The organism is Larkinella sp. (assembly GCF_965227735.1).
Taxonomy (GTDB): Bacteria; Bacteroidota; Bacteroidia; order Cytophagales; family Spirosomataceae; genus Larkinella.
This window is the reverse complement of record NZ_OZ245776.1, coordinates 3693753-3715108: the sequence shown is the minus strand read 5'-3', so window position 1 is coordinate 3715108 and position 21356 is coordinate 3693753. Positions and strand designations below refer to the sequence as shown.

The window sequence follows — 21356 nt, the reverse complement described above, 5'->3', positions numbered from 1 at the left end:
CGAGTTTTTAGATCCAATCGTAGTTGCAGCCCTCAAAAATAGAACGGCGGTTATGTCAAAAAAGAAAAAAATACCGGCATCAGTACAACCCATCCCACCCAAGAGTATCTCCCAACCGGCAAAGCCCGATTGGCCAGCCAGCCGATCGGTGGTTTCGGCCGAAAAACCGTTGCCGGTACGCCCTGAAGAAACCGCTCAGCTCATCGACTTTAACAAACGGTTAAAATGGTTCATCGGTATCTGTATCGGTCTTTTCCTGCTGCTGACGCTGGCCAAAATTCATTATTCCTCCTTGCCGTATTGGAATCAGGTTATTCCGGATGGGTCTGATCCCAAACGGGGTCTGATTTCCGGAAAACCCCGCCCCATTCGCATGGACGAATGGGCGGCTATGGTGCCCTTTACGCTTTCGCAGGCCAATCAGGACTATCCGGTTGAGAACATGGCAATTGGGGGTGAAAAACCGGCCCTGGTTCTGTACCTGCCGGTCAAGCATTTTATCATGCTCTTTCGGCCCGACTACTGGGGCTTTTTCATCAGCACCGATTTTGGTTTGTCCTGGCGATGGAATTTTATGTTGCTGGGGAGCCTGATCGTAACGACTTTACTTTTTCTGATTCTGACCCGCAATAATTTCTGGGTTTCGGTTTGTGGAGCTGTCTGGCTTCTGCTCTCGCCGGGCTTTGCCTGGTGGTCTTTCTCTCTGTTAACCAGCATGATATCCGGCGGATTGCTGTTGATTTCGTCGCTTTATCTGTTTTATGCTCAAAAACGGAGCACGCTGATTTGGGCCGGTTTGCTTTTCGTCTGGTCCTTGATTGCCTACGCGCTCAACCTGTATCCGCCGTATCAGGTGTCGATCGGCTATTTACTGGTCTTTATTCTCATCGGATTTGTCGCCAGCAATTTTCGCCGGGAGCAACTGTTTTCCCAACTGGGCAGTAAAGCCGTCGCGTTTGCGGTTGCATTCGCCCTGATTGGATTCGTTTTGTACCAGTATTACGTGGAAGCGAAAGCCACCATCGACGTGATGTCACAAACGGTGTATCCCGGAAAAAGAAGCGAAACCGGCGGAACGGGTTTCATTGCCAACTGGTTTTCCGAATATTATGCCGGCTGGCTGCTGGACGATCAGCGGTTTCCGAAGGGCTGGCTGAACATTTGTGAACTATCCCACTTTGTAACCTTCACCCCGGTTATTGCGGTTTGTATGGGTTTCTATTTTGTAACATTCCGCAAAATCGACCCACTTTTGACGCTTGTTCTGCTCTACGTCGTGTTGCTCTGGATCTGGATCGAGGTGGGTTATCCGGCAGGACTCGCCAAATTAACGCTGATGGACATGAGCCCGACCCGACGCACGCAAATCCCGTTTGGTATCGGAAATGTAGTGCTGGCGGTGCTGTATCTGGGGTATATTCAGGACAAAAAGATTGCCTTAAAACCGGTAATCAGCGGTTTACTGGTGGTGGGCGTCGTTGCGTTCATGGTGTATGCCGCCTGGCTTAACCTCAATGATTCGGACGGTTTTTACAAAGCACACCAGCTCTTTTTGCCAACGGCGTTTTTCCTGGCCTTAAACTTTCTGATGTTACCCGTCAGTACATTTCGGTATAAAGAAGGGGTGATCGGGCTGGTTCTGGTTCTGTTTTCGCTCCCCAATCTGGGCATCAACCCGGTTTCTAAAGGAACCGCGCCCCTGACGCAACATGTTCTCTACCAGAAGATTCGGGCTATTCACGAGCGGGACCCTACGGCCCGCTGGGTAGTTTTGGGGAGCCAGTACATTACGTATCTGGTTACGGCAACCGGTGTCAATCAGTTGAGCGGGATTAAATACCTGCCGGATTTTAAAACCATGCGGGTGCTGGACCCGACGGCGAAGCGCGATTCTGCCTACAATCGGTATGCACACACGGTTTATAGCACGTATATCGATGGGCGTGATTCCATCGTGATCCAAAATACGTTTGAAGATGGGTATCAGGTCGCACTGGATCCGTGTTCACCACGACTTAAGAAGCTAAATACCAAATACTTTGTTTTTGACCGGACTCCACAGGCTGTCGAAACGCGTTGCCTTAAACTCGTCGATAAATTAGGCTCGGTTGAAATTTACCGAATCAACGAGTAAGGAGACGATTAGCTCCGGGCCGAACCCATTTCGGCCCGGAGCAAGGCTTCATACCGGTCGATCATGGTTTCGTTTTCAAAATAGCGGGGTGGTGCGTAGTTGCTGCGGTGATGAACCAGGTCGGCAATGGCGTCAGCCAGCGCGTTGCTGTCGGCCGGAGGCACCAGTCGATAATGACCGCTGATGACTTCCGGGATGGAACCGGCGGTGGTAGACACCACGCTGCGGCCCAGCATACAGGCTTCCACGGCGGCATACCCAAACCCTTCGGCCAGCGAAGGAACCACCACACAGTCGGCGGCCTGGATGTAATGCAGCAAATCGGTCCGCGATTGCTTGTCGAGAATCCGCACCGCTTTGCCAGCCTGGAAAGATTCAAGCCGTTGAACGAGCGAATCCCGCAACGAAATAAAATTCGGTGCTGACGGCCAGATGAACAAAAACCGGACGTTGGCTTGTGCTTTCAGCACCTGCGGAACCGCATTGACCAAAAAATCGAACCCTTTGGAAATGCCGGGCCGACCGAATCCAACCACCAGAAAATCGTCGGATCTATAGTTTTTTTCCGCGCGAAAAACCGCCCGCTGTTCATCGTTGAGCCGGTTTTTCTCAAAGTCGTCATAATCGACGCCGGGGTAAATCCGGGAGACGGGAGCTGATGGAAACAGACGAACGTAATCGCGCAGCGTACTATCCGAAATACAAACCACGCGATTAAACGGAAAGGTCAAAAGCATCCGTTCGAACAGGCGGAACAGGCTGGCTTTCCAGCGCGATTGGCCGCTCAGCGTATACCATTTGGTGTCCCACACTTCGTAAACCGTCAGAATCGCTTTTTTACCGGTCAGTTTACTGGCAATCCAGGCGGGTACAATGGCGTTGTAGGTGGCCGTCTGAATAATGTCGTGGTGTTTGGCCAGACGAATGGCGCGGAAAATGGCCAGGACCATAAAAAAGTACCGCTGTGCGAAGGAAGGCACCTTTTGCCGGATGATGTGGACGCCGTTGTGGGTTTCTTCATCCAGATAATCCGGGTAATTTTTAGGCACCAGAACCGTCACCGTCATGCCCCGCCGGACCAGCCCTTCGGCCAGGCGCTGAAACAGCAACTCTGCTCCGCCAATGTGCGGGTAATAATTGTCCAGAATGTACAATATTTTCATACGCAGGATCGATCAGGCTGAGGCATAGCGGTCGGCAAGTTCGCCAAAAACCATCCGAAACATCTCCTTCCAGGTGGTACTTTTCAACCAAAACCGGCTTGGATTGTCGGTGATGGTGCGATGAAGCTGACAGGCATCAAAAATATTTTCCACACCGTAGGTGGCGGCATTGATCAGCAGAAACGGATACGAATACCGCTTTAAATCGTAAGGAATGATATTGTTCAGGCGGCTGGTCGAGCCATTGATGAGCTTCTCAACCCGTTCACGGTCAAGGTGATTGGTTTCAGCGATATACCGCGTGACGTTCAGAATTTTGTCACGTTGGTTATGAAATTTCGTATTGGCTTCCTTGATGGCGGTTTCGATAAAGGGCATCCAGTTAAAAGCCGCTTTTTCGTCCGGATTCAAACCTGCGTCGAAAGATTGCAGGAAGCTCTCGGCGATCAGATAGGTGTAGGACGGGCAATATTGCAAGGCCGGATGAAACGGAATATTGGGTTCGCTGGCAAATTTGTCCATCGCCTTTTTGTTAGCGTCGTAGTTAAACTGTGACATGCCCGTGCTGTGCGACGACGCCCCGGAAATCCGCAACCGTTTTTTCGAATAAACGTACGCGCCCACCTGATTGGCCAGGGCGACACCGGAATAAACGTCCGGTATTTGCGACCGGAAAAACGCACCGGTTTTTCGTTGAATCGGCTCGATTGCCGTCATGTTAACGAAGGAACTATAGACAAAAGGCAATGGCAAATAGTCTTCCCGGCATTGGAGAACTTTCCGCAAAACCGCCTTGCCCTCTTTAATTACAAATCCGCTCTGAAAGCTAACTTTCAGCATGTTAGCCTGTTTCTTGTTAAAATAAGAAGGCCAGAAATAGAAATCCGGCGCGGGATTCATGTTGACGGCCTGCAAACCGGTTTCGTTAAAGAGCGCATTGACGTCCTGCACGGCGTCGGGCAGCAGGCCGTCGTCATCCCCCAGAAAGGTGACGTACCCTTCCCGAACCTGCGATAGGGCAAATTCCCAATTGTGCGACATACTGAGCCGTTTGCCCGTGTTGACATACTGAATGCGCGGGTCGTTGAACGACCGCACGACTTCTTCCGTCGTATCCTGGCTGCAGTTGTCCGAAACCAGAATCGTCAGGTTATCGTAGTTTTGGGTCACGCAGGTTCGCAGCGTATGCAACAAGGTGTCCGCGCGTTCGCGGGTAGGCACAACCACGGTGTATTTATGTTCTTTCATGAACGGATCGTTTTTTAACGGCTACCGAATCCGTTTCAGATACCCTTCCGGTGCCACCGAAATCAGAAGTTTATGATCGATTTCGTGATTGATTTCAAAGTCTGAGTGGTGCTTCAGAAACTCCCAAACGGCGGTTTTTGGGTTGTTGCCTTTGTCCCAGGGCCGGTCGTAGGAGTTGGCGGGCAGGTCTTCCACAATCGTATCAAAAACAACCAGATACGACCCGACCGTTACGAGCGGGGAATACAATTCCAGTTCCCGCAAAACGTGATCGTGCGTATGATTCGAATCGAGGCAAACCATCACGGTTTGATTGCCTTCGGCTTTCCGGGCGACCTCGGCGGCCAGTGTTTCATCGATGGCCGAGCCTTCCAGCATCGTGATCCGCTTAAACATGGGGTGGTTTTCGATTTCCCGGCGGTTGTGAGCCCGAATGTCGATGTCGATGCCCAGCACCTCACCTTTGCCGATAAGTTCGAGAATCGACGCATAAAAAATCAGCGAACCGCCGTGGGCAATGCCGGTTTCAATGATCAGATCCGGTTTGAGCTGCCAGATCAATTCCTGCATGGCGATCATATCCTGCGGATACTGAATAATGGGGCGGCCCATCCAGGTGAAATTGTATGAATATTTATCCCGGTTGGAAGTCAGATTAAAAGCCGCAGCGGCAGCCAGCAAGTCAGATTGGGTGGGATAGGTGGCGATGCGCTCGCTACGTTCTTTTTTAAACTCCTCAATTGGATCAGTCATGATTGGACAGTAGATTTAATAGTTTTCGAGTATCGCCCCAGAAAGCCAGCGGTTCGTAGTCGGGGTACGGATAATAGCCCGGATTGAGCGACAGGATATAGTGATTTTCCTGCATAAACCGTTCCACCAGCGCCCGTACGGAAATCGGCTGACCGCTGCAGCAATTGATGATGCCGGTAATACGCTGCTGGAGAGACGTTTGGATAATGATCTTGGCGACCTCTGTCACCGGTAAATAGTCCCGCAACTGTTCCCCCTTCGACATGTTGAAAACCGGCTCATTCCGCAGCGCGGCTGCTTCAACCTGCGCCAGCAGCGACTTCGGGTTCTGGCCTTTACCGAACATGTAAAATAACCGAACCCACTTGAACGAAACAGTGCGGTTTTTTATAAACAGCTCGAGGGCTTTTCGCAGGTTGTCTTTGGCTATTCCATAAGCCGTAGTCGGCTGGGTTGGCAGGTCTTCCGACAAACAGCCGCTTTGTAAACCGTATTCCAGACAGGTTCCCGTTACGGTCAGGTTGGTCAGGCCATTGGTGATCAGGTTGGTCAAAAACCGGTCATGTTGCAGCCAGTAGGTGTCGATGTGTGCCAGCGATTTGTAGTCGGGCAAACCGGGCCAGGCGAGGTGGATGACGGCGTCCGGTTTGCCGAAATACGTAAAAAGATCCGTGTCGCCCCAGTCGGCACCGATGTCGAACGGGACAAACTCAACCTTCGAAAGCCCGGCGGTTTTTTCGGCTGGCGGTTCGGTGCGGGCCGTCGCGATCACCCGAATGCCGTCTGTCGCAAGCAGTTGTTCCACAACGTGTTGTCCAATAAAACCGGTGGCGCCCGTAACCAGAATCGTCATAGCATTGTCAGGGTTGGAATCGGTACGACACACTGCCCCCCCCATTCCCGGATGTACGAGAGCTGCTGCGTAATTTCATCGCGCAGATTCCAGGGCAAAATCAGGACGTAATCCGGTTTTCGCTCACGGAGGGCGGTTTCTTTCACCACCGGAATGTGGCTGGCGGGCAGAAATTTATGCTGTTTAGCCGGATTCGCATCCACAACAAATTCGATCAGATCGTTTTTAATCCCGCAATAATTCAGCAGCGTATTGCCTTTGGCGGCTGCTCCGTAGGCCACAACGGTTTTGCCCGCCTGTTTCTGTTGGGTCAGAAAATCAGTGAGTTCCAACTTGACCCGCAGCGCTTTCTGCTGGAAGTTCTCATAATAACGCAGGTTGGTCAGGCCGGTGTCGGTTTCTTTCTGAAGCAGAGCCGTTACGTTGGCCGAAACCGGTTTGCGGTCATCTTCCCGGTGCCGGGCATAGATCCGCAGCGAGCCGCCATGCGTTGGCAACTCCTCCACATCGAATAACACCAGCCCCTGTGATTCAAAAATCTGTTTGACGGTTCGAAACGACAGGTACGAGAAATGCTCGTGGTAAATCGTGTCGAACTGGTTGTTTTCGACCAGTTGGAGCAAATGCGGAAACTCCATCGTGATCACGCCCGTCGGTTTCAGAATGATTTTCATGCCAGCTACGAAATCCACAATATCGGGAACGTGCGCCAGCACGTTATTGCCGAGCAATAAGTCGGCTTTTGTTCCTTGTGCAATCAACTCGCGTGCCAGTTCAGCACCAAAAAAACGGGTGATGGTTGGTATATTTTTTTCGATGGCAACTGCCGCCGTATTGGTGGTGGGCTCGATACCCAAAACCGGAATCTTTTTTTCGACAAAATACTGGAGCAAATAACCATCATTCGAGGCAATTTCGATCACCTGCGAATCGCGGCCCAACCCGAACCGTTCGGTCATCCGGTCGACATACTGCCGGGCATGGGTTAACCAACTGGTTGAAAACGAGGAGAAATAAACGTAGTCGCTATCAAAAATGGCGTCGGATTTTTTGTATTCATCAATCTGTACCAGAAAACAGGAATGGCACGTAAAAACCTTCAACGGATAAAATGTTTCCGGTTCGTTGAGCTGTTCGGCGGTTAGGAACGAGTTGGATGCCGGTGAATTCACCAGATCGATAAAGACGTGTTGCAACGGAGTTTTACAGAAGCGGCACTCCATGAATCAGAAAGTTAAACCGTGAAAAGAAGGGTCCAAAAGGGGATGGGCCACATCCCGGGCCGATAGGTCGGCGGCTGGCAGCGGCCATTCGATGCCGATCTGCGGATCGTCGTAACGAACCGCTCCTTCGCTGCCGGGCGTGTAATAGTCGCTGTGGCAATACACCAGTTCGCAATGTTCCGTCAACGTTTGAAAACCGTGGGCAAATCCTTTCGGAATATACAGCATCTGCTGGTTTTCGGCGGATAATTCGGTTCCAAACCATCGTCCAAAAGTCGGTGATCCGGCCCGCAAATCGATGATGACGTCAAAGACCCGACCGGCAATGCAGCGCACGAGCTTGATTTCGGCGTGGGGCGGATTTTGGTAATGCATTCCGCGAATGGCCCCGGTTTGCTGCGTCATCGAGTGGTTCATCTGCACCCAGTCGGCCGCCAGCCCGACGGCTTCGAAATCCCGGCGGCAATAGATGCGGGCAAACCAGCCCCGATTATCCCGAAACGGTTTCGGAGAAATGAGATACGCACCGGTCAACGACGTTTCTGTAAAAATCATACTGCCCAGATTGAATTTGCCTCTTTTGCCCGTTGTACATAAGCCGCGAGGTCGGAATATGTACTGATCTGCTGGCTTTTTGCATACGTTTTGTACCAGTTTATGGTGTATAGCAGGGCGGTTTCCGTATCCCAAACCGGTCGCCAGGTCAGTTGCTGATCCGCTTTTGTGCAATCAAGGCTCAGAAAATGCGCTTCGTGCGGATTGGTTTCGGCCGGTAATTCCTGATACGAAATTGCATCCCATTGCTGCCGGGCCTGACGGACCATCTCCCGGACGGGCAAAACGTCTGACAGCGACGGACCGAAATTCCAGCCGCCAGCCGCCGACGTATTGCCTTCCAGCAGTTTCTGGCCGAGGAGCAGATAGCCCGAAAGGGGTTCCAGAACGTGTTGCCAGGGCCGAATGGCTTCCGGGTTTCGAATTACGACTGGTTGCCCGCTTTGGGTCGTTTTGATCAAATCCGGGATCAAGCGGTCGTCGGCCCAGTCGCCCCCGCCGATGACATTCCCGGCCCGCGCACTCGCCACGAGAACCTGATGCGTTTTGCCGTACTGGCTGACGTTGAAAAAGGAATTCCGGTAACTGGCGGTCACCAGCTCCGCACCACCTTTCGACATGCTGTAGGGGTCGTAGCCCCCCATGGGATCGGTTTCGACCAGCGGTTTTCCGTCTTCCGGATTGTCGTAGCATTTATCGCTGGTGACCACCACGACGGCCCGCACCGAAGCCGACTGCCGGGCGCACTCCAGCACATGGGCCGTGCCGACGATGTTCGTTTCGATGGTTTCGAGCGGATGCTGATATGAATACCGCACCAGTGACTGAGCCGCCAGATGAAACACGACCTCCGGTTGATACCGGTCGAACGTGTTTCGCAGGCTGTCCAGTTGCCGGATGTCGCCGGTTTGGTGCGGAATGATTAGATCGAGCAAGCCCCAATGATTCGGCGTGGTTGGCGCCGGGAGGGCATAACCAACTACTTTGGCACCCATTTGATGAAGCCAGTACGCCAGCCAGGAGCCTTTAAAACCGGTATTGCCGGTAATCAGGACGGTTTTATTGTGATAGATACCTGCAAAAAGTGTTGTCATGGTTCTGCTAAAATTACCAGCTTTTCCACTCCGCCTGCCCGGTGTTCCAGGCGGTTTCCAGTTCCAGTTTGTCGCGGAGGGTGTCCATCGGTTTCCAGAAACTATCGTGTTTAAAAGCCATCATTTGCCTTTCGGCCGCCAGGGTTTCCATCGGTTTTCGTTCCCAAACGGTATCGTCGCCCTCAATGTAGTTGAAAACCGCCGGTTCGCAGACAAAAAAACCGCCGTTAATCCACGCGCCATCGCCTTTCGGTTTTTCCAGAAACGACTGGACGGTATGGTCGTCGCCCACATCCAGCGCCCCAAACCGCGCCGATGGCTGAACCGCCGTCAGGGTGCATCGTTTGCCGTGCTGGTGATGAAAGGCAACCAGAGCCGTGATGTCCACATTGCCAACGCCGTCGCCATACGTCAGCAGGAACGGCTCGTTGCCAATGTGCCGCTGGACCCGTTTGATACGGCCGCCGGTCATGCTGTCTTTTCCCGTATCCACGAGCGTGATTTTCCAGGGCTCGGCGGCTGAATCGTGTACTTGTAATGAATTGGTAGCCAGATCGATGGTAATGTCGGACTGATGAAGGAAATAATTGGCAAAGTACTCCTTAATCATATACCCTTTATACCCCAGACAGATGATAAAGTCGTTGTAGCCGTGTGAAGAGTATATTTTCATGATGTGCCATAGGATGGGCATACCGCCGATTTCCACCATGGGTTTGGGCTTCACAATGGTTTCTTCACTCAGGCGCGTTCCCAGGCCTCCCGCTAAAATGACGACTTTCATACTGATCGGTTTTGTTGACAAACAACTATCGGGTTTCATTGAAAAAATTGACGGTAATATAAGATTGCTTTGTCTGTTGATCGTAAATTTTTTTGTGCCGGAGAATTAAAAATTTACACATTTACCGGATAAAATCAAATCGTGGCCGGATTCGTCGGTGGGAACCAATCGGGTTCATTTATTCTTTGTATTTTTGTATTTACGTCATTGCTTTCGGCAACCGCAGTTTAACCCGGTTATCTCAATCGCTTTCAATCACACTTCACTGGTAATGAAGCTCGACCTACACTATCAGGAACGTTTCGAAGACCGTCACAACGGCTCGGATGTTTCACAAACGAATGCCATTTTGAAAACCATCGGAGTCGATTCGGTGGACGAACTCATCGAACAAACGGTTCCGGCCCTGATCCGGCTCGAAAAACCGCTCGATCTGCCCGAAGCCAAATCCGAGTACCAGTTTCTGGCCGATTTTAAAAAGCTCGCCCAGCTTAACAAACTGAATAAATCTTACATCGGCACGGGCTACTACGATACCATTACGCCGAACGTCATTCTGCGCAATATACTGGAAAATCCGGCCTGGTATACCGCCTATACACCGTATCAGGCCGAAATTGCTCAGGGTCGGCTGGAAGCCCTGCTGAATTTCCAGACCGTCGTCATCGATTTGACCGGCATGGAAATCGCCAATGCGTCGCTGCTCGATGAGGGCACGGCTGCGGCCGAAGCCATGCATGTGCTGTATGCCCAGCGCCCGGCGGCCAAAAAGAACGCTACGACATTCTTCGTGTCGGAGAGCTGCCATCCGCAGACCATTGACGTCATCAAAACCCGTGCCACGCCCCTGAACATCGCCGTTCAGGTGGGCGATCACCGGAAAGTAAACATTACGTCCGACGATCTATTCGGGATGTTGCTGCAATACCCGGCGTCAGACGGCGAGGTGTTTGATTATACCGATCTCATTACGGCGGCCCATGAGCAGAATATCTTTGTGGCCGTTGCCGCTGATCTTCTGAGCCTTACGCTGTTGACTCCTCCGGGTGAAATGGGGGCGGATATTGTCGTGGGTTCTTCACAACGGTTTGGCGTTCCGATGGGCTACGGTGGCCCGCACGCGGCTTTCTTCGCGACCAAAGAAGCCTTCAAACGGCAGATTCCGGGTCGGATTATCGGCGTTTCCATTGATGCCGAAGGCAATCCCGCCCTACGGATGGCGTTGCAAACCCGCGAACAACACATTCGCCGGGAAAAAGCAACGTCCAATATTTGTACAGCACAAGTGCTGCTGGCCGTCATGGCGGGTAGTTACGCGGTGTACCACGGGCCGCAACGGCTTCGGGCCATTGCCGAACGAATCCACGGCATGACGAAGCTGTTTGTGACGGTTTTACGCTGGAATGGCTATAAAATTCAGACGCAGAATTACTTCGATACCGTTACGGTCGAGGTGGACGATGTGGAATCGTTGCGGAAATCGGCCCGGACGGCGGGAATCAACCTGCGGTATCTGGACGATGAACGGGTTTGCGTTGCGTTCGATGAAGTGAAAACCGTCGAGGATGTGGTTCAGTTGCTGGATGTTTTCGGGATCTGTGCCGACATGGATGCCGCCATCGAAACCCTGGCGATCAACTGGCCGGAGCGACTGATCCGTCAATCGGCGTATCTGACGCATCCGGTGTTCAACACGCACCACACCGAGCATCAAATGCTGCGGTATCTGAAGTCACTGGAAGAAAAAGACCTTTCGCTGGTGCATTCGATGATTTCACTCGGCAGTTGCACGATGAAACTGAACGCAACCGCCGAAATGATTCCGGTAACCTGGCCCGAATTCGGTGGTTTACACCCGTTTGCGCCAAAAGATCAGGTGATGGGCTATCAGAAACTGGTCGATGATCTGAGTAAATGGCTGAGTGAAATAACCGGTTTTGCCGGCATGTCACTGCAACCGAACTCCGGGGCGCAGGGCGAATACGCTGGTTTGATGGTGATTCGGGCCTACCACGAAAGCCGCAACGACGGCCACCGGAATGTGTCGCTGATTCCATCGTCGGCCCACGGCACGAACCCCGCCAGCGCGGTGATGGCCGGGATGAAAGTCGTGATTGTGAAGTGTGACGAACGGGGCAACATCGACGTGGCCGATCTGCGGGCGAAAGCCGAGCAATATAGCAACGATCTGTCGTGTCTGATGGTGACCTATCCATCAACGCACGGCGTTTTTGAAGAAACGATCAAAGAAATCTGTGATATTATCCACGAACACGGTGGTCAGGTGTACATGGACGGCGCGAACATGAATGCGCAGGTGGGCCTGACGAGTCCGGCGACCATCGGTGCCGATGTTTGTCACCTGAACCTGCACAAAACCTTCTGCATTCCGCACGGCGGTGGTGGACCGGGCATGGGGCCGATTGGGGTCGTTGAGCATTTGATGCCCTTCCTGCCGGGTCATGCCGTGGTGGAAACAGGCGGCAAACAGGCGATTCACGCGGTTTCGGCAGCTCCCTACGGTTCGGCCAGCATCCTGACGATTTCGTACGCCTACATTGCGATGATGGGCGGAGAAGGGTTGACAAATGCGACCAAAACCGCCATTCTGAACGCCAACTACCTGAAAGCGAAGCTGGAAGAACATTATCCGATTCTCTATACCGGTAAAAACGGTCGTTGCGCCCACGAAATGATCGTCGATTGTCGGCCGTTTAAAGCTGCGGGTGTCGAGGTGGAAGACATTGCGAAGCGGCTGATGGACTACGGTTTCCACGCGCCAACGGTTTCGTTTCCAGTACCGGGCACGATGATGATTGAGCCGACGGAATCCGAATCGAAAGACGAACTCGACCGGTTTTGCGAAGCACTGATCAGCATCCGGGCCGAAATCCGGGAGGTGGAAGAAGGCAAAGCCGACAAAGCCAACAACGTTCTCAAAAACGCCCCCCACACGGTCAACGTGTTTATCGCCGATGACTGGAACCGCCCCTACAGCCGCGAAAAAGCCGCGTTCCCGTTGCCGTACGTGAAAGCCCGCAAGTTCTGGCCGAGTGTCAGCCGGATCGATAACGCGTATGGCGACCGGAATCTGGTCTGTGCGTGTTTGCCGGTGGAGGAATATGCGCAGGAAGCGGTGGAGACAGCGTCGTAAATTTTATATTGAAAATATGGAAAAGCCCTCGCCTGGTGTCAGGCGGGGGCTTTTTTGCTGATCAAGGTTTGTAATTTGCTGATCAAGGTTTGTAATTTGCTGATCAAGGTTTGTAATTTGCTGATCAAGATTTGCAATCTTGATCTTCTCTGTAGCGGATTTGTAATCCGCGAAGTGACCTTTTTTGGCTGACCAAGAACGGGCAGCCGGAGCCACTCTTGGTCCTTCCTAAAGCGCATCTTCGGACGACCCAGTTATAATCCGCATGTAAGGCGGGATTCCAAATCCAGTATCGTGCAATCATAAGAAATGTTAAAACGAAAATTCCTTACAACCGTTCGGGTGTAGATTTCCTCTTTCGTTCATGAATCATATCAATCTATTTACGAACACTCATTTTAATGCGCTATAAAATCACTACGCTACATCTTCCTGCTGGCCGTTGTCACGCCAACGCTCGTTTTTAGTCAGGGCCGGTTTTCTGTATCGGCGACAATCTCACCCACGCAACGAAAGCTGGATTACGTGTCTAAATTTTATGATAGTACACCCGATGTCAGCAGTGCCAGGGTAATCGCCAAAGACAAAGGCGGAACCGTCGGGCTGACGGCGAACTACCAGTTTCATCGCAACTGGTCGGTTTCGTCGGGATTATGGTACAACCGTTCGACCGGGCACATAGATTTTCAGGCCTTCAAAAACGAAATTGCTTATGACGCAGAACCAACCCGCCGAACGATATACAACAATTTGCAACTACCGGTTTTAATTAATTTTTCGCCTTCCAAACACCGCTTATCGCCTTATTTGTCAACGGGTTTGGTCTTCAATATGAATTACCGGAGAGCCATTGGACCTTACCCGAACAACGATGATCTCACCGTAGCGCGCTCAAACGAAGTAACGACGAATGTTCTGGTGGGATTAGGAGCGCAGTACCGAATCAATTCGAGGTGGTCGGTGATTGTTCAGCCAACGGTTTTGTACCGGTTGCAAAAGCTCAAATCAAAACCCAATGGCTACCTAATCCGGCATGAGTATGGCCAGTATCGGGACTGGCAGGTAGGTGTGCAAGCTCAGGCGAAGTACACGTTTTAGAAGTGGGAAGCTAAGATTCAAAAAAAACGCCCGGTTCCATAAGAGCCGGGCGGTTTTGTGAATTCATTTCGAAAAATAGGTTCTTCTAGGCTTCAGCCACATGCAAAGGAAAGCTTACAAATCCGCCACCACCGTCACCCCACCTTTCGTCTTCTCGCCAATCTTCACTTTCACCTCCGCATCCAGCGGCAGGAACAAATCGACGCGGGAGCCGAACTTGATGAAACCGAGTTCGTGGCCCTGCTCAACCTGCTGCCCTTCTTTGGCATACCAGACAATCCGCCGGGCCAAAGCCCCGGCGATTTGGCGGAGGAGAATTTCGGCCCCGTTTTTCGCCTTGATGACGACGGAAGTCCGCTCGTTTTCGGTGCTCGATTTCGGATGCCAGGCCACCAGGTACTTCCCAGGATAATATTTGACGTATTTGACGGTGCCGGTGACGGGGTGAAAATTGATGTGCACATTCAATGGCGACATGAAGATAGACACCTGCCGACGCTGTCCTTTGAAGTATTCCGGTTCGTTCACCTCCTCGATCACCACCACCGTGCCGTCGCAGGGCGAAATGACGTGTTTATCGTTCAGGGGCGTGGTTCGGCGCGGTTTCCGGAAAAATTGCAACACCAGGAAAAACAGCACCAGACTGACGATGAGAATAAGCGTGCTGGCGGTTTGGTTACCGGTAAACAAATAGAAGATGGATAAAATGTTGACTCCTAACAGAATCAGAGCTGTCCAGAACAAAATTTGATATCCTTCCTTGTGGATGGTCATACGATTGGAAAATCAGTTGCGTCTAAAAAGATGGGCTAGAGCGGTGAAGGTACGAAACAAACCGCATTGGCTCCAATTTGTTGGCGACATTCAATCCATATACCAATACGGTTTTCAGACTACATCTGGGGGAGAGTTGAGGCCGCCACCAAACATAATCCAAAAACCGTATCTGCCTGCCAATCAATAGCCGCCCCTGAATTTGTAGGTGCTGGCTACCTTGTCGATGGCGACGATGTAGGCCGCCAGCCGCATCGAAACCTTGTACTTCTGCGACGTTTCGAACACGCGGTCGAAGGCATCTTTCATGTTGCGGTCGGCCCGGCGATTGATCCGGTCGAGCGTCCATTTGTAGCCGATGCGGTTTTGCACCCACTCAAAATACGAAACCGTTACGCCCCCGGCATTGGCCAGAATATCCGGCACCACCATAATGCCTTTTTCGTTGATGATATCGTCGGCACTGGCTGAGGTCGGGCCGTTGGCGCCTTCTACAATCATTTTTGCCTGAATCGAATCCGCGTTTTCGGCCGTGATCACGTCTTCTTTTGCTGCTGGTACCAGCACATCGACCGGCAACGCGAGCAATTCTTCGTTCGTGATGCGTTCGGCCCCATTGAATCCTTCGAGCGTGCCTTTGTTGGCGTTGCGGTAGGCAAGGGCCGCACCGATGTCGATGCCGCGGTTGTTGTAATACCCGCCCGTCACATCGCTGATCGCCATCACCGTCACACCCCGTTCGTGCAGCAACTCAGCCGCAAACGAACCAACGTTGCCAAAACCCTGAATGGCCGCCGAAGACCGGTAGGGATTCATCCGGAGTTTGTCCATCGCCGACAGGGCGGCTACGGTCACCCCGCGTCCGGTGGCTTCCGTCCGGCCCAGCGAACCGCCCAGCACGAGCGGTTTTCCGGTAACGACGGCATTGACGGTCATCCCACGGGATTTCGAATATTCGTCCATGAGCCACGCCATTTCGCGCGGGCCGGTTCCCATGTCGGGAGCCGGAATGTCGCGGTCGGGGCCGAAAACATCAAGCATAGCCACGGTGTAGGCCCGAATCAATCGTTCAATTTCACCCGCCGACATTTCGCGCGGGTTGCAGGCAATACCGCCTTTGGCGCCACCGTAGGGAATATCGACCACGGCGCATTTCCAGGTCATCCAGGCGGCCAGGGCGCGCACTTCATCGAGCGTAACGCCCGGATCGAGCCGAATACCGCCTTTCGACGGACCGAGGATGGTGGAGTGAATGACGCGGTGACCTTCAAAAACCTTGATCGATCCGTCGTCCATCGTAATGGGCAAACCCACCATGACCTGACGCGCCGGAACCTTCAGGATGTAGTACATTTCTTCCGTAATACCCAGCATTTGCGCTGCGGCATCGAACCGCGACATCATGGATTCGAGCGGATTCTCTTTATCTTTTATGGGGGCTGGTTCTATATAAGCCATATTCCTATTTTTTTAGTTGGCAATTCTGATGTGGTGCCACAGCAAACTTACCAAAAAAGATAACGATGCATCTTAAGAACTATTTTTTCGTGATTTAATCTAATTTCCGGTTTCAATAACATGTATTCCGCGACCAGTTTTCTACCAAACATCGTCATAAACAAGCCGTTCGGTAACCAAATATTACTTGGTGTTTTCGGATATTTACCGATGACTATTTTTTGAACTTTTTTTTAAACGGTAGGCGCTATTGATTGAAAAAGAATCAATAGAGTTGTAATTTTGTTATTTCATCGACAGAGAAAATTTTACCCACTTAACTAGCTGATCAGTACTATGGTTCAGGAAGACAAGAAAAGGTACTCGGAGGAGGAGCTAAAAGAATTTGAGGTGCTGATTAGCCAGAAGTTAGAAGCATCCCGAAACGAGCTGAATTACATCAAGGAGACGCTGAGCAAGCGCAACGACAGTGGCACGGATAATACATCGGGCACATCCAAATTGCTGGAAGACGGCGCCGACACCAGTGAGCGCGAAAACCTGAGTCAACTGGCGGCCCGTCAGCAGAAATTTATTCAGCAACTGGAATCGGCTTTGGTGCGGATCAAAAACGGAACCTACGGCATTTGCATCGATACCGGCCGACTGATTCCGAAAGAACGGTTGCGCGCCGTTCCACACACCCAGCAGACGATCGAAGCAAAACTGAAACGGACGTAGTTCTGCTCAACATACGTCAGGACAGAATTCCTCATACATCACCCGCTTCACGAATGAAGCGGGATTTTTTTTGTAGCGCGTGATGACTAATTCGTATTTTTTCGTCCAATAAACAGTCACTGCCTAAAAAACCGGTTCTGCTAAAAAATTTTCCAAACAAAATAGGCTATAATTGGTAACTACTAGAGCAGTCATTACTACCAAACCGCTATGTTAGAAAAATTAGAAGAAATCAGGGAAGGCATCTTTAAGTACCTGGAAGCGCGGATTGAGTTATTCAAGCTGGAAACGCGCAACCAGGTTGAAAACATTGCCCTGAATGCGGTACACGGAATTGTACTGGGGTTTCTAGCGACCATTACGACCATTTTTCTGTTCTCATTATTAGCGGCTTATCTTAACGAAGTGCTGGATAGCCGCTATCTGGGATTTCTGATCGTGGCCGGTTTTTTTCTGCTGCTAACGCTGATCTGGGCTTTTGCCAAAGGGCCGGTGGAGGGAATGCTGCGGAAGATGACCTACAACATGCTTAAAAATGCCCAGGAGAAAAAAGCAGAGGAACGGGCCGAAACCATCCAGGATTTGATGGATCAAACGCGGGAATCGCTCAACGAAAGCGGCTCGAGAAAGGAATAAAACGTTTATTTGCCCTCGAATACTAACTAAGTAGAGAGCTTTATCATAAGTCAATCCATTTTTTTACTAATTTTAGAACGCTCTTTTTTATGGATACGAATGTGCCCTTTTCAGATACCTCAGCCCGTCGGGCTGAGTTGATGGAAGCCACCGAGCAGTATAAAAGTTCGATTGAGTCCAACGTCAAGGCACTGAAAGAGGATGCCGCAGAAGTCGGCAAAACCGTGGCGTTGGTAGCTGGAGTTTGTCTGGCCGTCTTTGTGGTTGCCAGCATTGTATTGCCGAAGTCTGATAAATCGGATCTGGAATACGATGACGACGACTACGAAGAGGCTGATGACTATGCCGGTGGCAGCACCCGGTCGCAGGTGCGACGGGCCGCAAAAGCCGCAGAAGAGGCTCCCGCAAAATCGGCAATCGGTGGTGCTATCACCGGGATCGTGACGTCAATTCTGACGAATCTAGCCCGGCAGCAGGTTACTGATTTTATTTCGCGTTTACGTCAGAATAATGCAACCACACAACCAGAACCAGGCCAGTACCCGTAACGTATTGAACACCCTGTCCAGCCGCAAGGAAACAGGGCAAAAGTCATTTGCTGTCTTGCTCGACCCGGATAAGATCGAGCAAGATTCGTTTAAGGACCTGCTGATTCGGAGTGTTGAAAACCGGGTTGACTTCTTTTTTGTGGGCGGTAGTCTGATTACCAACTTCATTCTGCCCGAAGTCATTGAAACCATTCGAACGTATACCCATATTCCGGCCATTCTTTTTCCTGGTAACAGCCTTCATATTGAACCCAGCGCGGATGCCATTCTGCTGCTTTCGCTGATTTCGGGCCGAAATCCGGAGTTTTTGATCGGTCAGCACGTTATTGCCGCTCCGCTTTTAAAAAGAAGTGGTTTGGAAATTTTGCCCACGGGCTATATGCTGGTCGACAGCGGGGTGCAAACCACGGTGTCATACATCAGCAATACGACGCCTTTACCCTACGACAAACCGGGTGTTGCGGCCTGTACGGCGATGGCGGGCGAAATGCTCGGCCTGAAGTTGATTTACATGGACGCAGGCAGTGGAGCCCGTCGCCCGGTTTCGCCGGAAATGATTGCTGCCGTACGCAGTTGCGTCGATACGCCCATCATTGTTGGGGGAGGCATCAACTCCGTAGAACGGGCGCAGGTAGCTCTGCAAGCCGGTGCCGATGTGATTGTGGTCGGCAACGGCATTGAGAAAAACCCGGATTTACTACCGGAAATCGCGGCTGCGGTTCAGGATGTAAACCGGCAGTTGGCGTAAAAAATAAGGAAAATAAACAAAGCGGGGCGCAAAGACCGGAGGAAATCACTTCCATCAGTCTTTGTGCCCCGCTTTATGTAGTGGCTTTTTACCCGTTACACATTCATCAGCGACTCCCGACGGCGCATTTTGCCGGCCGGAATCCCGAACATCATCTTGAACCGGCGGCAGAAATAAGCCGTGTCTTTGTAACCCACTTCGGCGCCGATGGCCCGGATGCTTTTCTTCGACGTCCGGAGCAACCCAACGGCGGCTTCCATCCGCTGGTATTCGATGTAATCCTGCGGATTGATCCCGGTCAGCATCTTGAAATACTGTCCGACGTAATCTTCCGACACGTTGGCCACATTCGCCAGCACCTTGTTCGACAAATCACCGCCCAGGTTGTCTTTAATGTAGGCGAAGATGTCGATCAGGCGCGGATCTTTGAAATAGGTGCTGTTGGTCACCAACTGCTCGACGAACAGGCGGTTTTTCAAAATGTACCGAATCACTTCGATAACAATTTCTTCGGTCTTGATCTTGATGATCCGGCCTTTACCGGCGGTATCCAGCATTTCTTCGGCCAGAATCTGGTTGATCGTCTGCACCAGCGAATCTTCCCGTTTGATGATAAACGGCGGCACATCCAGCGAGTTGAAGAAGTTTACCGAGTCGAACACCTTGGCTTCGAACGACACATAGCCGAAGGAGTTTGGCATGTTGGCGATTTTCTGCGGATCGCGGTTGGCTTCAAAATACAGCTCCCGATGAATCATAAATTCTTCATTCGAGACCGTTTTGGGTTGTGAAGCGTCGCCATACGTCACAGTAATGTGTTTACCGCCCGGAATAAACAGCATATCGCCGGTTTCCACCTTCACTTTTTCTTCGCCGAACGATACCTCGCCGTTGTACAGAACGGTCAGCGTATTTTCAACATCGTAATAGTTTTTGATGGTTATGGGCTGTAAAATGCGGATGTTTCGGGCCTTGATGAACTTCACACCCAGCGATTCGATAATCTTATTATAGTCTTCCATATGGGGAAAGTGATGTATCTACATGATAATAATTGCAAAGTTGCACAAAACTAATAAATTGTACAAATCTAATACAACATTCGTTCTTGCGAAAAGATAAAAAAAATAGCGCGATACCAATAAAGTAGCGCGCGTGTTTTTTAAAAAAATTGTGCTAACGGTAAAAAAGTTCTATTTAAGCAGTTCCCGGGCGATTACTAATTTTTGGATTTCGGACGTACCTTCATAAATCTGGGTGATCTTGGCGTCTCGCATCAGCCGCTCTACGTGATACTCTTTTACGTAGCCGTAGCCGCCGTGAATCTGGACGGCTTCGGTGGTGGCCCACATCGCGACATCCGACGCAAACAGTTTGGCCATGGCCGCTGCCTGCACATAATCCTTGTGTTCGTCCTTCAGTCGGGCGGCTTTGTAAACCAGCAAGCGGGCGGCTTCAATTTTCGTCGCCATTTCGGCGAGTTTGAACTGAATGGCCTGATGCTCAAAGATTTTCTTTCCAAACGACTGTCGTTCCTGCGAATACGCCAACGCCAGCTCGTAGGCACCGGACGCAATGCCGAGGGCCTGGGCGGCAATGCCGATGCGGCCGCCGTTCAGGGTTGACATGGCAAATTTGAAACCAAAACCGTCGTCGCCAATCCGGTTTTCTTTCGGCACGTGTACATCCGTGAACATCAGCGAATGCGTGTCCGACGCCCGGATACCCATTTTATCTTCTTTTTTCCCGACGACGAAACCGTTCAGCCCCTTTTCGACAATCAGACAATTGATGCCCCGGTGTTTTTTTTCTACATCGGTTTGTGCCATAACAAGGCAAACTTCCGACGAGCCACCGTTCGTAATCCAGTTTTTGGTGCCGTTCAGAATATAATGATCGCCGTGGTCGATGGCGGTGGTGTGCTGTGACGTGGCATCCGACCCCGCTTCCGGTTCCGAAAGGCAAAACGCTCCGATGATTTCGCCCGCAGCCAGCCGCGTCAGGTATTTCTGTTTTTGCTCTTCCGTGCCGAAGGCTTCCAACCCCCAGCAAACCAGCGAGTTATTGACCGACATCACGACGGAACAGGAAGCATCGACTTTCGAAATTTCTTCCATCGCAATGACGTACGAAACCGTATCCATTCCGCCACCGCCGTAGTCTGGCGATACCATCATGCCCAGAAAACCCAGCTCGCCCATGCGCCGAATCTGTTCGGTGGGGAACTTGGCGGCCGTATCGCGTTCGATCACGCCGGGCAGCAGTTCGGTCTGTGCAAAATCCCGGGCGGCTTCCTGCACGGCCAGGTGTTCTTCAGTCAGGTTAAAATTCAGTCCGGATAGGTCGGGTGTGGAAGTTGCCATGCGTTGTGAAGTGTTTTAAATTCGTACAGTCTTATCTTTTTCTCAAAAGT

The 21356-nt window shown here is 51.4% G+C and carries 19 protein-coding genes; 7 read left to right on the top strand and 12 right to left on the bottom strand.

The features are described from left to right. Positions 1-52: 52 nt before the first annotated feature. A complete protein-coding gene (locus ACO064_RS14460) occupies positions 53-2134 on the top strand; it encodes a DUF7657 domain-containing protein (protein WP_421827988.1) in 2082 nt (693 codons plus the stop codon). Between the two features lie 8 nt (positions 2135-2142). Here ACO064_RS14460 and ACO064_RS14455 read toward each other — a convergent pair whose 3' ends face one another. From ACO064_RS14455 to rfbF, 8 genes are read right to left on the bottom strand one after another with little or no spacing between them, the layout of a single operon-like run. Beyond that, positions 2143-3297: a glycosyltransferase family 4 protein gene (locus tag ACO064_RS14455; protein ID WP_421827987.1), complete on the bottom strand. Its 1155-nt coding sequence runs from the start codon at positions 3295-3297 to the stop codon at positions 2143-2145. A gap of 12 nt (positions 3298-3309) precedes the next feature. Then, a complete protein-coding gene (locus ACO064_RS14450) occupies positions 3310-4545 on the bottom strand; it encodes a glycosyltransferase (RefSeq protein WP_421827986.1) in 1236 nt (411 codons plus the stop codon). A 21-nt stretch (positions 4546-4566) separates the two neighbouring features. After that, entirely contained in the window at positions 4567-5298 is a 732-nt protein-coding gene (locus ACO064_RS14445; RefSeq protein ID WP_421827985.1) for a cephalosporin hydroxylase family protein, read from the bottom strand. Beyond that, a complete protein-coding gene (locus tag ACO064_RS14440) occupies positions 5291-6151 on the bottom strand; it encodes an NAD-dependent epimerase/dehydratase family protein (RefSeq protein WP_421827984.1) in 861 nt (286 codons plus the stop codon). Before ACO064_RS14440 ends, ACO064_RS14445 begins: the two co-directional genes overlap by 8 nt. Beyond that, the gene (locus ACO064_RS14435; RefSeq protein WP_421827983.1) at positions 6148-7374 is read right to left on the bottom strand and encodes a methyltransferase domain-containing protein; all 1227 of its coding nucleotides are present in this window, start codon (positions 7372-7374) and stop codon (positions 6148-6150) included. Before ACO064_RS14435 ends, ACO064_RS14440 begins: the two co-directional genes overlap by 4 nt. Before the next feature lie 3 nt (positions 7375-7377). Further along, positions 7378-7929 (bottom strand): dTDP-4-dehydrorhamnose 3,5-epimerase, encoded by a 552-nt coding sequence (rfbC, locus tag ACO064_RS14430; protein WP_421827982.1) that lies wholly within the window; start codon positions 7927-7929, stop codon positions 7378-7380. Then, positions 7926-9023 carry a CDP-glucose 4,6-dehydratase gene (rfbG, locus tag ACO064_RS14425; protein WP_421827981.1) on the bottom strand — a complete coding sequence of 366 codons (1098 nt, stop codon included), beginning with the start codon at positions 9021-9023 and terminating at the stop codon, positions 7926-7928. Before rfbG ends, rfbC begins: the two co-directional genes overlap by 4 nt. Before the next feature lie 13 nt (positions 9024-9036). Then, the gene (gene rfbF, locus ACO064_RS14420) at positions 9037-9807 is read right to left on the bottom strand and encodes a glucose-1-phosphate cytidylyltransferase (protein ID WP_421827980.1); all 771 of its coding nucleotides are present in this window, start codon (positions 9805-9807) and stop codon (positions 9037-9039) included. 271 nt (positions 9808-10078) lie between these two features. Here rfbF and gcvP point away from each other — a divergent pair, with 271 nt between their 5' ends. Continuing rightward, positions 10079-12961 carry an aminomethyl-transferring glycine dehydrogenase gene (gene gcvP, locus ACO064_RS14415; RefSeq protein ID WP_421827979.1) on the top strand — a complete coding sequence of 961 codons (2883 nt, stop codon included), beginning with the start codon at positions 10079-10081 and terminating at the stop codon, positions 12959-12961. A gap of 408 nt (positions 12962-13369) precedes the next feature. Continuing rightward, the gene (locus ACO064_RS14410) at positions 13370-14059 is read left to right on the top strand and encodes an outer membrane beta-barrel protein (RefSeq protein WP_421831023.1); all 690 of its coding nucleotides are present in this window, start codon (positions 13370-13372) and stop codon (positions 14057-14059) included. Between the two features lie 114 nt (positions 14060-14173). On the opposite strand, the gene ACO064_RS14405 is transcribed toward ACO064_RS14410, so the two are convergent. Continuing rightward, positions 14174-14833 carry a phosphatidylserine decarboxylase family protein gene (locus ACO064_RS14405; RefSeq protein ID WP_138992923.1) on the bottom strand — a complete coding sequence of 220 codons (660 nt, stop codon included), beginning with the start codon at positions 14831-14833 and terminating at the stop codon, positions 14174-14176. A gap of 183 nt (positions 14834-15016) precedes the next feature. After that, positions 15017-16291, bottom strand: coding sequence for a Glu/Leu/Phe/Val family dehydrogenase (locus ACO064_RS14400; RefSeq protein WP_421827978.1), 1275 nt, complete (start codon positions 16289-16291; stop codon positions 15017-15019). Between the two features lie 336 nt (positions 16292-16627). Here ACO064_RS14400 and ACO064_RS14395 point away from each other — a divergent pair, with 336 nt between their 5' ends. The 4 genes from ACO064_RS14395 to ACO064_RS14380 all read left to right on the top strand — a co-directional run bounded on the left by ACO064_RS14395 (position 16628) and on the right by ACO064_RS14380 (position 18943). Then, complete coding sequence (locus ACO064_RS14395) at positions 16628-17011, top strand: TraR/DksA family transcriptional regulator (protein WP_114407523.1); 384 nt, start codon at positions 16628-16630, stop codon at positions 17009-17011. A 210-nt stretch (positions 17012-17221) separates the two neighbouring features. Continuing rightward, the gene (locus tag ACO064_RS14390) at positions 17222-17647 is read left to right on the top strand and encodes a phage holin family protein (protein ID WP_150877336.1); all 426 of its coding nucleotides are present in this window, start codon (positions 17222-17224) and stop codon (positions 17645-17647) included. An 89-nt stretch (positions 17648-17736) separates the two neighbouring features. Then, positions 17737-18195, top strand: coding sequence for a hypothetical protein (locus tag ACO064_RS14385; RefSeq protein WP_421827977.1), 459 nt, complete (start codon positions 17737-17739; stop codon positions 18193-18195). Further along, positions 18158-18943 (top strand): geranylgeranylglyceryl/heptaprenylglyceryl phosphate synthase, encoded by a 786-nt coding sequence (locus ACO064_RS14380; RefSeq protein ID WP_421827976.1) that lies wholly within the window; start codon positions 18158-18160, stop codon positions 18941-18943. The genes ACO064_RS14385 and ACO064_RS14380 overlap by 38 nt, the downstream gene beginning before the upstream one ends. A 95-nt stretch (positions 18944-19038) precedes the next feature. Here the strand turns inward: ACO064_RS14380 and ACO064_RS14375 are convergent, their stop codons facing one another. Together ACO064_RS14375 and ACO064_RS14370 are read right to left on the bottom strand one after the other, a co-directional pair. Next, positions 19039-19965: an AraC family transcriptional regulator gene (locus ACO064_RS14375; RefSeq protein ID WP_124908273.1), complete on the bottom strand. Its 927-nt coding sequence runs from the start codon at positions 19963-19965 to the stop codon at positions 19039-19041. 171 nt (positions 19966-20136) lie between these two features. Continuing rightward, positions 20137-21306 (bottom strand): acyl-CoA dehydrogenase, encoded by a 1170-nt coding sequence (locus ACO064_RS14370; RefSeq protein WP_421827975.1) that lies wholly within the window; start codon positions 21304-21306, stop codon positions 20137-20139. Between the last annotated feature and the right edge of the window lie 50 nt (positions 21307-21356).

Bases quoted from the DNA above. Each gene is read 5' to 3' on its own strand.
- ACO064_RS14400 (WP_421827978.1), bottom strand. From the start codon at position 16,291: ATGGCTTATATAGAACCAGCCCCCATAAAAGATAAAGAGAATCCGCTC.
- gcvP (WP_421827979.1), top strand. From the start codon at position 10,079: ATGAAGCTCGACCTACACTATCAGGAACGTTTCGAAGACCGTCACAAC.
- ACO064_RS14385 (WP_421827977.1), top strand. From the start codon at position 17,737: ATGGATACGAATGTGCCCTTTTCAGATACCTCAGCCCGTCGGGCTGAG.
- ACO064_RS14450 (WP_421827986.1), bottom strand. From the start codon at position 4,545: ATGAAAGAACATAAATACACCGTGGTTGTGCCTACCCGCGAACGCGCG.
- ACO064_RS14390 (WP_150877336.1), top strand. From the start codon at position 17,222: ATGTTAGAAAAATTAGAAGAAATCAGGGAAGGCATCTTTAAGTACCTG.
- rfbC (WP_421827982.1), bottom strand. From the start codon at position 7,929: ATGATTTTTACAGAAACGTCGTTGACCGGTGCGTATCTCATTTCTCCG.
- ACO064_RS14460 (WP_421827988.1), top strand. From the start codon at position 53: ATGTCAAAAAAGAAAAAAATACCGGCATCAGTACAACCCATCCCACCC.
- rfbF (WP_421827980.1), bottom strand. From the start codon at position 9,807: ATGAAAGTCGTCATTTTAGCGGGAGGCCTGGGAACGCGCCTGAGTGAA.
- ACO064_RS14380 (WP_421827976.1), top strand. From the start codon at position 18,158: ATGCAACCACACAACCAGAACCAGGCCAGTACCCGTAACGTATTGAAC.
- ACO064_RS14445 (WP_421827985.1), bottom strand. From the start codon at position 5,298: ATGACTGATCCAATTGAGGAGTTTAAAAAAGAACGTAGCGAGCGCATC.
- rfbG (WP_421827981.1), bottom strand. From the start codon at position 9,023: ATGACAACACTTTTTGCAGGTATCTATCACAATAAAACCGTCCTGATT.
- ACO064_RS14405 (WP_138992923.1), bottom strand. From the start codon at position 14,833: ATGACCATCCACAAGGAAGGATATCAAATTTTGTTCTGGACAGCTCTG.
- ACO064_RS14370 (WP_421827975.1), bottom strand. From the start codon at position 21,306: ATGGCAACTTCCACACCCGACCTATCCGGACTGAATTTTAACCTGACT.
- ACO064_RS14395 (WP_114407523.1), top strand. From the start codon at position 16,628: ATGGTTCAGGAAGACAAGAAAAGGTACTCGGAGGAGGAGCTAAAAGAA.
- ACO064_RS14375 (WP_124908273.1), bottom strand. From the start codon at position 19,965: ATGGAAGACTATAATAAGATTATCGAATCGCTGGGTGTGAAGTTCATC.
- ACO064_RS14440 (WP_421827984.1), bottom strand. From the start codon at position 6,151: ATGACGATTCTGGTTACGGGCGCCACCGGTTTTATTGGACAACACGTT.
- ACO064_RS14435 (WP_421827983.1), bottom strand. From the start codon at position 7,374: ATGGAGTGCCGCTTCTGTAAAACTCCGTTGCAACACGTCTTTATCGAT.
- ACO064_RS14455 (WP_421827987.1), bottom strand. From the start codon at position 3,297: ATGAAAATATTGTACATTCTGGACAATTATTACCCGCACATTGGCGGA.